Source organism: Clostridium sp. JS66, from assembly GCF_033561535.1.
In the GTDB taxonomy this organism is placed as follows: Bacteria; Bacillota; Clostridia; order Clostridiales; family Clostridiaceae; genus Clostridium_AM; species Clostridium_AM carboxidivorans.
The window spans coordinates 2594750-2608672 of record NZ_CP131467.1; the positions used below are offsets into that span (position 1 = coordinate 2594750).

Consider the following 13923-nt stretch of genomic DNA (forward strand, 5'->3'; position numbering starts at 1 on the left):
TAGGAAATGTGAACTATGATTTAGTTTACATCAATATATTAGTTAATCTGTTTAAGGTAAACATATGTGCAAAAAAATTTAGTATATAAAAAAATTGCTATTTTACCTATAATTTATGGTATACTGTAGATTACAGATAAATTACAGTTAACTATCTGTTTGAAAATGTAGTATTCATAATCCATGTATCTTAAAAAAATAATGTTAATTACATAACGGCCAAAGAGAAAATTATAGGAGGGTTAAATTTGAACCATTTTATAAAGAGAAAGGAAAGAATAATTTTTACAGCTATTGATATTGTAAGTGATCTAGGTTTTCAAGGATTGTCTACTAAAGAGATAGCTAAAAGACAAGGAATTTCTGAGGGAACTTTATATAAACACTTTAAAAGCAAAAATGAAATTATATTGGGTGTTTTGGATTATTATTCTAAATTTGATAAAAGTATTGAGGAGTCAATTGAATTAAATAAATTAAGACCTAAGGAAAGTATTACTTTTTTTATTAAGATGGTAGCAGAATACTATGAAAATTATCCAGCTATAACTGCTATAACTAATTTGCAAGAGACGCTAGAACATGAAAGCAGTATAGCGGAAAGAAATAAGGAAATATTTGAAAATAGAGTGAAACTTATTATACAATATATTGAAGATGGGAAGAAAAATGGTGAATTCAGGTCTGATATTGATAGTGAAACAATAGCAATCATCATTTCAGGTTCGTTTAGAGAAATAATACTTAAATGGAGATTAAACAAATTTAACTTTCCATTAAAAGAAAGAATTTTATTTACATTAAATATGATTTTAACTGCATTTTAGAAAGAATATTAATGATAACTATAAAAAAATTAACTGTTATTTAATGAAAATTATAAATATGGAGGATAAAATGAGAATATTAGTAGCAGAAGATGACTCAGTAAGCAGAAAGTTTATGCATGAGTTTCTTTCAAACTATGGTGAATGTGATGTTACTAAAGATGGCATTGAAGCAATTGAAGCATTTATTATGGCATTAGATTTGGATAAGCCTTATGATTTAGTATGTTTAGATGTAATGATGCCAAAAGTTGATGGTATTAAAGTATTGAAAGCGATTAGAGATCTAGAAAATATTAGAGAAATTGAAAGTGAGAATCGTGTAAAGATAATTGTTACCACGGCTTTGGCAAATATTGATTTTATAAATAGTTCTTTTCAAACTGGACTAGAAGCTTACATGGAAAAACCTATAGATTTAGATGCATTTGAAGATATTATGAAGAAAATGAAATTATTATAGGAATAAAAACTAGCAATTTATGCTAGTTTTTTTATTTTTTGAAATAATAGTATTTTTAATAAACATATAATTCTATAATATATGCAGCACAAATTAAATATAAAAATACTACAAAAAATACAATATTCATTAGGAATTGACAAATTTTTCAGCGTAAATTATAATAAAACAAAGCGAGTGATTACTCGATAACTTTATTTTGTTGAAATCCAAATCTTATATACTATATCAGAATATTATGAAATGAATTCTAACCTTATTGTATTATGGAAAATACTAAAAATTGATTCAATGTAAAGCCATAGCAAGTTTGGCGTTATTGCATTTTAAATTATGAAAAATTGATTATTGGTGTGGAGAGTGATGGCTTATGAAAAAGGTTCTTGTTGTGGATGATGCTGCTTTTATGAGAATGGTTTTAAAAACAATGCTTGAAAAAAATGGTTTCGAGGTAATTGGAGAAGCTGTAAATGGACAGGAGGCAGTTAGTAAGTATGTTACATTAAGACCGGATATTGTAACAATGGATATAACAATGCCTGAAATGGATGGAGTGGAAGCTTTAACAGAAATTAGAAAGAAAGATTCATCTGCAAAAATAATTATGATTTCTGCATTAGGGCAAGAATCCTGGGTAAAAAAAGCAGTAATTTTGGGGGCAAAAGGATTTATCGTAAAGCCTTATAAGGAACAACATGTAGTTGAAACTTTAAGTAAATTGTAGGAGAAAACAATGGGTATGTTATTGTAGAAGCAGAGGAATCCTGTATTGTATATGGTATGCCTAAAGTGGTTTTTGAAGCTGGATTGGCAGATTTGCAGGTACCATTACCTCAAATTTTTGAACAAATAATGCTTCATTTGTAATTAAAGTAGTATATAAATTTTTTAAATGGAGTTTATTCTTTGAAACAGTGGTGGCAAATAGTTACAAAAGTATTATTTTTATTTAGAAAGAAGGAAGAGAAGTTGGATAGGTCTGCAGACTTTTATTTAAATTTATTTGACAACATTCCGGGAATGGTATGGAGGAAAAATAGTAAGTTAGAATGTGATTATTATAATAGCAAATTTGTTAATTTTGTAGGAAAAGAATCATTAAACAATGAGGTGAAAAATTTTAAACATCTTATACATAAGGATGACCTTAATATGTACAATGATATAACTAATCATAATTTTAAATTGCGTAAATCATTTCAAATTGAATACAGACTAAGACGGCATGATGGTGAATATAGATGGATGATAGATAGAAGAAGTGTTATAAACGATATGGAGGGCAATTTTATTGGTTATGTGGGTGTTAGTAATGATGTAACAGATAAGAAAATTGCTGAAGAAAAGTACAAATCTCTTTTTTACAATATGTCGGATGCTTTTGTTTATTCTAAAATTATTAAAGATGAGAATGATAGAGCCATAGACTTTAAAATTGTAGAAGCAAATAGTGCATTTGAAAAACTTTTTAATTTAAAATGCAAAGATATTTGTGGAAAAAGTTGCTCAGAAGTTTTTCCTAATATGAGTATGTTGTTTTTAGAAAAACTTAAAGACTTAAATAGCTCATCTGGTAGATTTGATAATATACATTTAAATGAATTTTACTATGACAAGAATTCAAAGTGGTTGTCAATTTCTGCATTTGAAGCTGAAAAAGGTTATATAGGAACAATAATTACTGATGTTACGGAAATAAAAAATTCAGAGCTTAAATTGAAAGTAGCTATGGATGAAGCACAAGCTGCAAACAAAGCTAAAAGCATGTTTTTGGCAACTATGAGCCATGAAATTAGAACACCTCTAAATGGAATGCTTGGAATGATAGATTTAACACTAAGATCAAAGCTTGGAAAAGAGCAGGTTGAAAATTTAAAGGTAGCAAAAGAATCAGCTAAGACACTTTTGAGAGTTATAAATGATGTTCTTGATATATCAAAAATAGAAGCAGGCAAATTGAATATTTGGAGTTCAGAGTTCAATTTTTATGAGATCATGGAAAATATAATTAAAACCTATTCAGTTTTTGCTCAAGATAAAGGTATACAAATAGATTGCAGTATAGATAAAGAAGTGCCTAAAATTTTAATAGGAGATTTTGGAAGATTAAGACAGGTTATTGAAAATCTTGTGAGTAATGCAATTAAGTTTACTGATAAAGGTAGTGTTTCTATATCAGTGAAAAAACTAAATCATATTGATAATGATATAGAACTTGTTTTTTATATTAAAGACACAGGTATTGGAATAAGTGAAGATGAGAACTCACTGCTATTTAAGAGCTTTAGTCAGATAGATGGAAGTTACACACGGCAGTTCAATGGGACTGGGTTAGGACTTGTAATTTCTAAAGAATTAGTTGAAAAGATGAATGGGAGTATATCGGTTAAAAGTGAAAAAGGTAAAGGAAGTACCTTTAGTTTTACTTGTAAGCTTAAAATTGCTAATAAACAGTCAAATAAATTAGGATTGAGCAGCAAAATTTCTAGTTCAAAAGGCATATTAAGGATTTTACTTGTAGATGATGATAAAGTTAACCAACTGGTAATTAGTAAGATTTTAGAGAATACCAAACATACCTTTACTATATGCAATAATGGAAAAGAGGCTCTTGACTATTTGGAAAAAGAACAATTTGATATTATTTTTATGGATATACAGATGCCAGTAAAGGATGGTGTTAGTACAACAAGAATAATACGGGAAAGAGGAAAGTTTACAGGTGTACAGCCAGTAATTGTAGCCATAACTGCTTATGCATTGAACGGGGATAAGGAAAAGTTTTTAAAGCTAGGCATGAATGAATACTTATCAAAGCCTATAGATATTGATGAATTTTATTTTATTTTGAATAAGTATTCTAAAAAGAAGGCAGAAAAATGTATTTTAGATTCCATTAAAGATAATTCAAAAATTAGCATATTCAAAGGCAAACCAAATATTAATGACTATTTTAACATAGCTGAGAAGCTTGAAAAATTAGAATTTAATTTAAAAGCAAGAAATATATCATGTATTGAACAATATTCACGGGAAATTAAGGAATTAGGCGAAGCTATAGAGGACAAGAAAATAAAACAATTAGCATTTAGAATGGAGTTAGCTGCTAGGCGTGGGGATTATAGTGAATTAAATTTAATTATTCCAGAACTTAAGATAAGGACTCATAATTTTACAGGAAATTAAACAATGTTATGAAAAATATCAATATGTAAGTTATAAAGGCAATTAGCCGTAATTATGAGGAGGCAAAATTGATGAAAGTTGAATATATAAATCCATTTATTGAAGCAAGTTTAAAGGTAATAGGTGAAACAACAGGATTTAATCCTGTATTAGGTAAGGTTCATGTTAAAAAGCAACCTTATGAAGGAAGTAATGTAGTAGTCTTAATAGGATTAACAGGAGAAATAAAAGGAAATGTGGTAATTTCTTTAAAAGAAGCACTTGCATGTAAAATAGCCTCTGCCATGATGGGCGGAATGCCTGTAGTTGAATTAGATGAAATGACCAAAAGTGCAATAGCAGAATTATGTAATATGATACTTGGTAATACTGCTAATATATTTTATAAAAATGAAATTAGTATTGACATAACTCCTCCTACAGTTTTAACAGGAGAGAACATGCAATTTAGTTTTGACAAATCTGTTATAGTGTGCATACCATTAGAATTTAATGACAGTGAAAACTTAGAAATTGATATAACTTATAAGGAGAATTAAATTACAAATATCAATATTTTGAAAACACTAAAATATATTTTAGTTGGATTGTTAATCACATATTTATAGAGGACATTCAGTATTTAAATAATAGTAGAAATCAGTTTTATTATTAAAAGAGTAAAGCCTATGCCTTATTTTTTATGTTAATTTAAGGCATAGGCTTTGTTCTTTTGCCTCAAAATACGTTTTTAAAATAATTGTAATATTTTTCAGAATTTTATATACAATTTAAAACTCAAATAGATGCTAAAAATTCATTTTTTACATAATAAAAAAACTATTGATTTCCATGTAAAATAATACTATAATTTAACCTATATTAATATTTAATACACATTAAATATTAATATAGGTTAAACTGTAATGCGTGTTAAATATTAACAACTTTATGCTAGGAGGATAAAAATGAAGATAACTGAAGTATCTGTAAAAAGGCCGGCAGCAATGTGGATGGTAGTAATTTTATTAGTTGCACTTGGTGCTTTTGGCTATTTAAAAATGGGAGCAAATTTACTGCCTTCTATGAATAACCCTGTTATAACAGTCAGTACAATTTATAGTGGTGCTGGTGCTGATGACATTAAAAAAGATGTTATAAAACCAATAGAAGATGCAGTGTCAGGAATAAGTGGGGTTGATACAATTAATTCTACAGCAAAGGAAGGTTATGGTACTGTTACAATAACTTTTAAATCTAGTGCTAATTTAAACACTGCATACTCAGATGTTCAAAAAGCAGTTGAAAATGCTTCATCAAAGCTTCCTGAAGATGCTAATAAACCTACTATACTTAAGATGGACACTAATGCTATACCAGTTTTAGCGGTTTCTCTAAATGGAAATGTAGGCTATGACGAGCTGTATAATGAATCTGATATATTAAAACAAAAATTAGAAAAAGTGCCTGGTGTAGGAAGCGTAAGTTTAATGGGTGCTGATAAAAAGCAGTTAATGATAAAGCTTGATAAAACTGCTATGGAATATTACGGTATAAGCACTAATACTGTAATGGGCAAATTAAAGTCAGTTAACTTAAATGTACCTGCTGGTGAAATTAAGCAGGACAAGCAAGATCAAGCTGTTAGAGTAATTGGTCAATTTCACAGTATAGATGATGCTAAAAATATGTTAGTGCCTACAGCAAATGGAGGAAGTGTACGTCTTAGTGAAATTGCTCAAATAAAGCTAGAGGCACCAGATGCAACTACACAAATAAGATTTAATGGTAATAAAACTATGGCAGTTGTAGTTGGAAAGCAAAGTGATGCCAATGTAGTAGAAGTAGCAAACAGTGTAAAAAAGCAGTTAGAATCGATTAAAAAGAGTATCCCAAGTGATATTAAAATTGATATTGCCTTTGATACTACTACTTTTATTACGTCTTCATTAAAGCAAGTACAGCACAATCTTATAGAAGGAATTATAACTACTGCAGTTGTACTTTACTTATTCTTCCGTAGTTTCCGTTCTTCTTTAGTTGTTTTAGTTGCTATACCTACATCACTTATAGCTACCTTCTTTATGATGTATAAGTTTAATTTTACTCTCAATATGCTGTCTCTTATGGGATTATCCTTGGTTGTAGGTACACTGGTGGATGATTCTATAGTTGTAATAGAAAGCATACAAAGGCATTTAGGGTTAGGTAAAGATCCTATAAGAGCAGCTATTGATGGACGTGATGAAGTAGGAATGGCTGCTGTAGCTATAAGTCTTTGTGACATAGTTGTATTTGCACCTATTTCTCTTATGTCTGGTATGATAGGACAGTTATTTAGAGAGTTTGGACTTACCATAGTTGTAGCTACAATATTTTCTCTTTTAGTATCTTTTACAGTTACACCAATGCTTTCATCTCGCATACTTAAAAGAGAAAATAAAGAAAAAGAAATCAAGAAGGATGGATTTTTTAGCAAGGTTCTAGAAAAATATAAAAGTACTCTCATATGGTCCTTAGAACATAGAAAAAAGGTGTTATCTGCTGTTATTATCTGTATAGTACTCAGTGTTGCTCTTATACCAATGGGAATATTAAAATCTGAGTTTATACCTACAGCTGATCAAGGTAGTTTTACTATTGATCTTTCCCTTACGCCAGGTTCTACATTAAAGCAAACAAATGAAAAAATTACTCAGGTTGAAAAATATTTAAAGAATATGAAAGAAGTAAAAAGCTACTTTACAATGGTTGGTTCAAATGGACAAGGAAGTTCAGATAAAGCTACAGGTGAAATTATGGTTAATCTAGTTCCTAAAAGTGAACGTAAAAAAAGCCAAACCAAGCTAGCAACACAAGTTCGTGATTTTGGTAAGACCATGACTGGAGTAGATTTTACTGTAACAGAATCACAATCTGGTGGTGGAAGCAGTAAGCCTGTTTCTATCAGTATAAAAGGAGATGATCAGAGTACCTTAGAGGATTTATCAAAGCAAGTTGAAAAAATAGTAAAAGCAGTGCCTGGAGTTATTGATGTAAGTAATTCTTCTAATATAAAAAGCAGCGAACTAAGAGTAAATATAGATAGCTTGGCTGCTGCACAATATGGAGTTTCATCATCTGATATAGGAAGTTCTGTAAGAACTGCTTTAGCAGGTACCAAATCAGGAGTATATAGAGCAAATAATACAGAAAATGATATAACAATTAAATTTATGAATGGTCAGATAAAAAATGCTGAAGATATTAAATCTATAAAAATTACAAATGCATCCGGACAGCAAATACCATTAAGTGAAGTTGCATCAATTGTAAAGGCAGATAGTGCACCATCAATATCTAGAGAGGATAAACAGGATGTTGTTACTATAAGTGCAAATCTTCAAGGTAGAGTTCTTGGAGAGGTAACAAATGATATAAAAGCTAAATTAAAATCCTTATCCATACCTGAAGGTTACAGTATAAGCTATGGCGGAACTCAAAAGAATATGGCAGATTCCTTTAGTTCTCTTGGATTAGCCTTAGGTGCTTCACTATGTCTTGTTTATATGATACTAGTGGTACTTTATGAGTCTTTCTTAACACCAGCTATAAGAATGGTATCTCTTCCTTGTGCTATAATAGGTGCCTTTGGTTTGCTGGCGTTAACAGGACAAACTTTAAATCTGATGTCAATGATTGGTCTTATAATGCTTGAAGGTTTATCATCTAAAAATGGTACCTTATTAATAGATTATACAAACACATTAATGAAAAAAGGAATGAATTTAAAAGATGCACTTATAGAGTCAGGCGTTACCAGGTTAAGACCTATAATAATGACAAGTTCAACAATGATAGTTTCAATGCTCCCTGTGGCTTTATCCATGGGTGAAGGAAGTGAAATGAAGCAAAGTATGGCTATAGTAATTATAGGTGGTATGGTAGCATCAACTATACTTTCTCCAATAGTAATACCAGTGGTTTATACATTAATGGATGATTTAACTAAAGTTGTATTTAAGAAAAAGAAAAGTCATAAGGAGGCTGTGAAGTATGAAGTTTAATATTAATGGTTTAAATAAAAAGAAGTTAATAGTTGGTGTAGCATTAATACTTGTTGTTGTTAGTTGTGTTTCTATTTTTGGAAAAAACAAAAAAGCAGAAGGAAAGCAAGAAGTTAAAAATGTAAAAGTAGAAAAAGTAGCTGCTGGTTCAATATCTACTGAGTTAGAATATGCAAGTAAATTAAATCCTACTCAAGAGGTAACAGTTTTACCTAAGGCTGGTGGAAAAGTGGCTAGTGTAAATGTAGATATAGGAGACAAAGTTACAGCAGGACAAGTATTGTTTACACTAGATGCAGCACAACTTCAAGCACAACTTCAATCTCAACAAGCAGCCTTAGCAGCTTCAAATGCTAATTTAGCTAAAACAAGTGATTCTGGACTTCAACAACAAATAACAGCTGCTGAGCAATCACTTCAAAAATCACAAATAGCCTATAATGATGCCCAAAACAACTATGATAAGATGCAGAAACTGTATGCTTCAGGGGCTATAGCTAAACAAGATGTAGATAATGCAAAAGTTAAATATGATAACTGCTCTGCAGATTTAAAGGCTGCTCAAGATAACTTAAATCTTATAGTTCAAAAGTCTGGACCTCAATCTACACAAGCAGCAGCAGCTCAAGTAGCACAATCTCAAGCAGGCGTAAATGCTGCACAGATTCAATTAAATGATGCTTCAATTACTTCACCTATTAATGGAGTAGTATCTGCTAAAGATGTTAAGGTAGGTCAAATTGCTGGTGGTCAATCTGGCTCAGTTACTATAATAGATAGCAGCAGCTTTACTGCAGAAATAAGTGTACCAGATAAGGTAGTTGGAAAAATTCAAATTGGACAATCTGTACAAGTAAGTGTAAGTGCATTAGAGAATAAAAAAGTAACTGGAGTAATAGATAAAATTAGTCCTAATTCTAGTTCTAAAGATAATTCTTATACTGTAAAAGTAAAAGTTAGTAATTCAACAGGGGAACTTAAAGCAGGTATGTTTGCAAAAGTATCATTACCATCTGAAAAGAAAGATAATATACTAACAGTTCCAAATGAGGCGCTTAAAATTGAGAATAATGTAAACTACCTCTATTTAGCTGATAATGGAAAGGTTAAAAAACTATCTGTGGATGTTGGTATTTCTGATGAAAAGGTTACAGAAGTAACTGGAAATATAAAAGCAGGAGCAGATGTAATTGTAGAAGGACAAAATTTATTAAGTAATGGAGATAAGATTAATATAGCTAAGTAAGTACTTAACAAAATGCGTTGATCTTGCAATTATAAAATCAACGCATTTTTAAATTAAAATTATAAGGGGGAAAACATATGTGTAATAATCCTGTGGATGCATTAGCTGAAAATTTAATTACCTTTCTTCCAATGATGTTAAAAAAAGTTATAAGGCTTGATACAGTATATATTAAAAATCTTCCACATACAGAACCTATTAAAATTCTTCCATTAAATCAATTAATGGTGTTAGGAATTCTTCATGAAGAAGGAGGTTTACCAATTTCAAAACTATGTAAAAAACTAACTATTTCTAGTCCACAAATGACAATTGTTATAGATAAATTAGTTGATTTAAATTTGGTTTATAGGGTTCATAATGAACAAGATAGGAGAACAATCAATATTAATATTACTGAAAAAGGTGAAGAATATAGTTTACAAATATTACAAATAGCTAAGGAAAATTTAAAAAATAAACTTAAAAATTTATCATCAGAAGATTTATTAATACTGCTAAATTCAATAGAAGTTACTAAGAGTATATTTAAAAAACTGGAATAGCAAAACAGCTGAAAGCCAGTCTAATTAGAAGCTTTCAGCTATTTTTTATGTATAGAAATTAATATTTAGTTTTGCTTATGTCTATATCTAACTTGCCTAATTTTTCGTAAATAGAAGCTAAAGTTTCCAATTCATCAGGTTCTAAATAAGAAAGATAGCTTTTTAATACTCTGCGGCATTTTTCCTCAAACTTATTTATTAATTTTCTTCCATCATCTGTTATAGAAACTAATACAGCCCTTCTATCCTTTTCACCGTGCCTACGGCAAACTAATCCATTATTAGTCAATCTATCAATCATTGTTGTTATAGCACTTGGCTTAACTCCCATTCTTTCAGCTAAATCTGTAACTTTGAATGATTCTTTTTTTGATAATAAATCCAACATATTAAACTGTGTTTCAGTTATTCCAAATTCAGTTAAATCTCTAAGGTTATCAGCAATTTTTATACTGGTATTCCATAATGCAATTTGTGCACGAGAAACATAATCTTCTTTACTTTCCATAAGTGTTTTCCCCCTTGAACATCTATCTTGAATGATATAATGAAACAAATAAAAAGTCAAGAACTTACAATGATAGTATAACTTGCAGTTAAAAAATATTATTAATAATATTTTTTCTATGACCAATAATGAAGAATATTGGACTTTAAAAACAATTAAAAATTTCTCTAATTGCATAATAAGTTTTTTTCATGGAAATATTAAAGTTTGTGGGCATTAACAAAATAATTTATAATGAGTAATACTTTTTTATATTACTTATCATACGAGAGATAGGAGGAATTATTTATGCAGTTAGCAGCACATGAAGTATATGACTTACATGAATTAACTATAAGTTGTGTAAATTCTATAACAAATATGGCTATGTTTATAAATGTAGTACAGGATCAAGAATTAAAATCCATGATACAGGCACACTTTCCAGCACATATTCAAGATTATAATATGAAGGTTCAATATTTAAGTAAAGCTGATGGCGCTACTCAAAAATTAAATGTTCCTAAGCTACCTAACAATTTGCAGGATTATACTAAGTCACCAACTAACAATTTTCCACCAATCACACCAAGAACTGATGTACAGCAGATGAATGATAGAGAAATAGCAACCGCATATCTTTTAACTTTAAAAAGAGCAGGAAGAGAATATGCATGGTCAGCAATGGAAGCAAGTAATCCAGGAGTAAGAGAATTTTTAAAGGATGCATTTACTATGAGTTGTAATCATGCTTATGAAGTATGGCAATACATGGTCAAGAAGGGTTATTATCCATTAGAACCAGCAAGCCAAAGCACATTGGATACAATGGCAACTATATATAAAGAAGTTCGTGAACCTGCTTTAGTATAGAATGAAAAAATGGATGTCTTAAATTGTGTTAATATGCATTTTAGGCATCCATTATTTAAATTTAGAAATAAACTTGAGGCTGCTTGAAAATTTATATTAGTTAAATACAAAATATAATAATAGTTCAATTGTGAAAGCAGTATTTCAGATAAAATAATAACATTTACCATTTTTGTACATATTTAAATATTATATTATAATGTATATATAATTGTAATATAATTTGATTATAAAGTAGATTAGGAGAAAAGTTATGAAGCTAAAAGTTTTGGTAGATAACAATACTTACATTGATCAGTACTATTGCGGTGAACCTGCTGTTTCATATTATATTGAAGATGAAGATACAAGCTTTTTATTAGATGTAGGGTATTCCGATTTATTTATGAAAAATGCTAAAGCATTTGGAATAAACTTGGACAAGATAAGCAGTATAGTTATTTCTCATGGACATGATGATCATACAAGAGGATTAAAATACTATTTTAATGAAAATACAAGAAATAATATTTCTATTATTTCTCATCCAGATGCATTCAAAGAAAAAATAATGGGAGATTTAAAAATTTGTTCTCCAATTTTAGAGAAAGAGTTGAAAGAAAAATGCAATTTAATTCTTTCAAAAGAACCTATTAAAGTTAGTAAAAATATAATCTTTTTAGGGGAAATACCTGAAACAAATGATTTTGAAAATAGAAAATTTATAGGTAAACAAGCTGTTTGCGGTACTTTCATTGATGATTATGTAATGGATGATACTGCACTGGTATATAAAAATGAGAAGGGCATTTATATTATTACTGGTTGTTCTCACAGTGGTATATGTAACATAGTAGAATATGCAAAGAAAGTATGTAAAGATACTAGAGTATTAGGAGTTATAGGTGGGTTTCACTTATTTGAAGTTGATGAACAAGTTAATAAAACAATTCAGTATTTTAAACAGAACAACATAAAAGAATTGTATCCTTGCCACTGTACTTCGTTTATTGTTAAAGCAGAAATACATAAGGTTCAGCCTATAAAAGAAGTTGGAGTAGGATTGGAGATAAATTGGTGAAATACCATATTAATTAATGAAATTCGTTTAACCTCAGCCAAGTTATGATTCCACTGATATTATTTAATATTGTAGATGAGAAGGGTGTAATAGGGGCATCCTTCTTTTTACATTTGCAAATAAATTATATGTATGAACAATTTTATAGAATCTTAGATTATGGAAAATAAAATAAAAAAGCAACTTACTAGGTGTAAAATGCAACTTAGGTGGAAAATAATTGTTATAAGTAAATTCTTGTGATATCCTTTGATTTAAGGAGGTAATCTATGAAAATAAAAATAATTGAGAACCCTTCAATACAAGAAATTGAAATTCATATTTTGTGTAAAAAAAATAATGAATATATAAAGAAGTTAACTGAATATCTCACTGAAAAACAAATTACCATAACTGGAAGAATGGAAAATGAATATGTAAAAATTTCCTCAAACGATATTTACTATTTTGAATGTGTAGATAATAGAACTTACATTTATTGTAAAAAAGATGTATATCAAAGCAATATGAAACTATATGAATTGGAGGAAAAGCTTAGAGAAACAAGATTTACTCGTATAAATAAATCTTGCATTATGAATATTAAAAAATTAGAAAAAGTGAAGAGTCAAATTAATGGCAGATTATTAGCTACTTTATATAATGGAGAAAAACTTATTATAAATAGAAGTTATGTGGCTGATGTAAAGAGAAAATTAAAAATATAAGTATATTTAAAGTGGAGGAAAAAACTATGAAGAAAATCAATCAGTATTTTTATGCAGGATGTATTGCATATACAGTGGCATCTACCATATTAATGGTTATGTGTCTTATAAAGAGTAAAGAGGACTTTCAAGTAAAATCCTACGCTAGTATGCTTATAATAATTATATTGATACAAATAATTCTTTACTTTATGGAAAATTTGCAGGTTAAATCACAGTTTGTACATATGAGCCTTGAATTATTTATGATTATAATTATAACTTTTACTTTGGGAATGCCCACAAAATTAATTAGAATTAGTTCTATGTATGATGTCATTGAAATTATTATGATACTTATATTAACTTATGTAATAACTATATTAAGCTTATACTTGAACAGCAGAAATGATGCAGAGTACATAAATAAAATACTTAAAGAACATCGTTAAATAATTTAATGAAGTACAAAGAGCTATAATTCAAAATATTAGGTAATAAAGTAATAGTTGATTAAATAAAAGG

The 13923-nt window shown here is 29.1% G+C and carries 13 protein-coding genes and 1 pseudogene; 13 read left to right on the plus strand and 1 reads right to left on the minus strand.

Annotated features, from left to right (window positions below; all coding sequences use genetic code 11):
* The first annotated feature begins 248 nt into the window (after positions 1 to 248).
* The 9 genes and pseudogenes from Q6H37_RS12165 (at position 249) to Q6H37_RS12205 (ending at position 10292) form a co-directional block, all read left to right on the plus strand.
* Positions 249 to 827: a TetR/AcrR family transcriptional regulator gene (locus tag Q6H37_RS12165; RefSeq protein ID WP_318742190.1), complete on the plus strand. Its 579-nt coding sequence runs from the start codon at positions 249 to 251 to the stop codon at positions 825 to 827.
* A gap of 70 nt (positions 828 to 897) precedes the next feature.
* Positions 898 to 1290 (plus strand): response regulator, encoded by a 393-nt coding sequence (locus Q6H37_RS12170; protein ID WP_318742191.1) that lies wholly within the window; start codon positions 898 to 900, stop codon positions 1288 to 1290.
* Positions 1291 to 1660: 370 nt separating this feature from the next.
* The gene (locus tag Q6H37_RS12175; RefSeq protein ID WP_318742192.1) at positions 1661 to 2014 is read left to right on the plus strand and encodes a response regulator; all 354 of its coding nucleotides are present in this window, start codon (positions 1661 to 1663) and stop codon (positions 2012 to 2014) included.
* Positions 2011 to 2157: pseudogene (locus Q6H37_RS29575) on the plus strand (chemotaxis protein CheB); the annotation flags it as partial. The gene Q6H37_RS12175 and the pseudogene Q6H37_RS29575, both read left to right, overlap by 4 nt.
* A 39-nt stretch (positions 2158 to 2196) precedes the next feature.
* Positions 2197 to 4476: an ATP-binding protein gene (locus Q6H37_RS12185; protein ID WP_318742193.1), complete on the plus strand. Its 2280-nt coding sequence runs from the start codon at positions 2197 to 2199 to the stop codon at positions 4474 to 4476.
* Between the two features lie 71 nt (positions 4477 to 4547).
* Positions 4548 to 5015 carry a chemotaxis protein CheX gene (locus Q6H37_RS12190; protein WP_318742194.1) on the plus strand — a complete coding sequence of 156 codons (468 nt, stop codon included), beginning with the start codon at positions 4548 to 4550 and terminating at the stop codon, positions 5013 to 5015.
* A 408-nt stretch (positions 5016 to 5423) separates the two neighbouring features.
* The gene (locus tag Q6H37_RS12195) at positions 5424 to 8501 is read left to right on the plus strand and encodes an efflux RND transporter permease subunit (RefSeq protein ID WP_318742195.1); all 3078 of its coding nucleotides are present in this window, start codon (positions 5424 to 5426) and stop codon (positions 8499 to 8501) included.
* Entirely contained in the window at positions 8491 to 9747 is a 1257-nt protein-coding gene (locus tag Q6H37_RS12200; protein WP_318742196.1) for an efflux RND transporter periplasmic adaptor subunit, read from the plus strand. The genes Q6H37_RS12195 and Q6H37_RS12200 overlap by 11 nt, the downstream gene beginning before the upstream one ends.
* Positions 9748 to 9824: 77 nt before the next feature.
* The gene (locus tag Q6H37_RS12205; protein ID WP_318742197.1) at positions 9825 to 10292 is read left to right on the plus strand and encodes a MarR family transcriptional regulator; all 468 of its coding nucleotides are present in this window, start codon (positions 9825 to 9827) and stop codon (positions 10290 to 10292) included.
* A gap of 58 nt (positions 10293 to 10350) precedes the next feature.
* Here the strand turns inward: Q6H37_RS12205 and Q6H37_RS12210 are convergent, their stop codons facing one another.
* Positions 10351 to 10800 (minus strand): MarR family transcriptional regulator, encoded by a 450-nt coding sequence (locus tag Q6H37_RS12210; RefSeq protein ID WP_318742198.1) that lies wholly within the window; start codon positions 10798 to 10800, stop codon positions 10351 to 10353.
* A gap of 288 nt (positions 10801 to 11088) precedes the next feature.
* On the opposite strand from Q6H37_RS12210, the gene Q6H37_RS12215 reads away from it, so the two are divergent.
* From Q6H37_RS12215 to Q6H37_RS12230, 4 genes are all read left to right on the plus strand, one after another.
* A complete protein-coding gene (locus Q6H37_RS12215; protein ID WP_318742199.1) occupies positions 11089 to 11652 on the plus strand; it encodes a spore coat protein in 564 nt (187 codons plus the stop codon).
* 253 nt (positions 11653 to 11905) lie between these two features.
* Positions 11906 to 12712 (plus strand): MBL fold metallo-hydrolase, encoded by an 807-nt coding sequence (locus Q6H37_RS12220; RefSeq protein WP_318742200.1) that lies wholly within the window; start codon positions 11906 to 11908, stop codon positions 12710 to 12712.
* A gap of 269 nt (positions 12713 to 12981) precedes the next feature.
* A complete protein-coding gene (locus Q6H37_RS12225) occupies positions 12982 to 13419 on the plus strand; it encodes a LytTR family DNA-binding domain-containing protein (protein ID WP_318742201.1) in 438 nt (145 codons plus the stop codon).
* A 26-nt stretch (positions 13420 to 13445) separates the two neighbouring features.
* A complete protein-coding gene (locus Q6H37_RS12230) occupies positions 13446 to 13850 on the plus strand; it encodes a hypothetical protein (RefSeq protein WP_318742202.1) in 405 nt (134 codons plus the stop codon).
* Positions 13851 to 13923: the final 73 nt, after the last annotated feature.

Bases quoted from the DNA above. Each gene is read 5' to 3' on its own strand.
- Q6H37_RS12170 (WP_318742191.1), top strand. From the start codon at position 898: ATGAGAATATTAGTAGCAGAAGATGACTCAGTAAGCAGAAAGTTTATG.
- Q6H37_RS12175 (WP_318742192.1), top strand. From the start codon at position 1,661: ATGAAAAAGGTTCTTGTTGTGGATGATGCTGCTTTTATGAGAATGGTT.
- Q6H37_RS12190 (WP_318742194.1), top strand. From the start codon at position 4,548: ATGAAAGTTGAATATATAAATCCATTTATTGAAGCAAGTTTAAAGGTA.
- Q6H37_RS12195 (WP_318742195.1), top strand. From the start codon at position 5,424: ATGAAGATAACTGAAGTATCTGTAAAAAGGCCGGCAGCAATGTGGATG.
- Q6H37_RS12200 (WP_318742196.1), top strand. From the start codon at position 8,491: ATGAAGTTTAATATTAATGGTTTAAATAAAAAGAAGTTAATAGTTGGT.
- Q6H37_RS12205 (WP_318742197.1), top strand. From the start codon at position 9,825: ATGTGTAATAATCCTGTGGATGCATTAGCTGAAAATTTAATTACCTTT.
- Q6H37_RS12210 (WP_318742198.1), bottom strand. From the start codon at position 10,800: ATGGAAAGTAAAGAAGATTATGTTTCTCGTGCACAAATTGCATTATGG.
- Q6H37_RS12215 (WP_318742199.1), top strand. From the start codon at position 11,089: ATGCAGTTAGCAGCACATGAAGTATATGACTTACATGAATTAACTATA.
- Q6H37_RS12220 (WP_318742200.1), top strand. From the start codon at position 11,906: ATGAAGCTAAAAGTTTTGGTAGATAACAATACTTACATTGATCAGTAC.
- Q6H37_RS12225 (WP_318742201.1), top strand. From the start codon at position 12,982: ATGAAAATAAAAATAATTGAGAACCCTTCAATACAAGAAATTGAAATT.
- Q6H37_RS12230 (WP_318742202.1), top strand. From the start codon at position 13,446: ATGAAGAAAATCAATCAGTATTTTTATGCAGGATGTATTGCATATACA.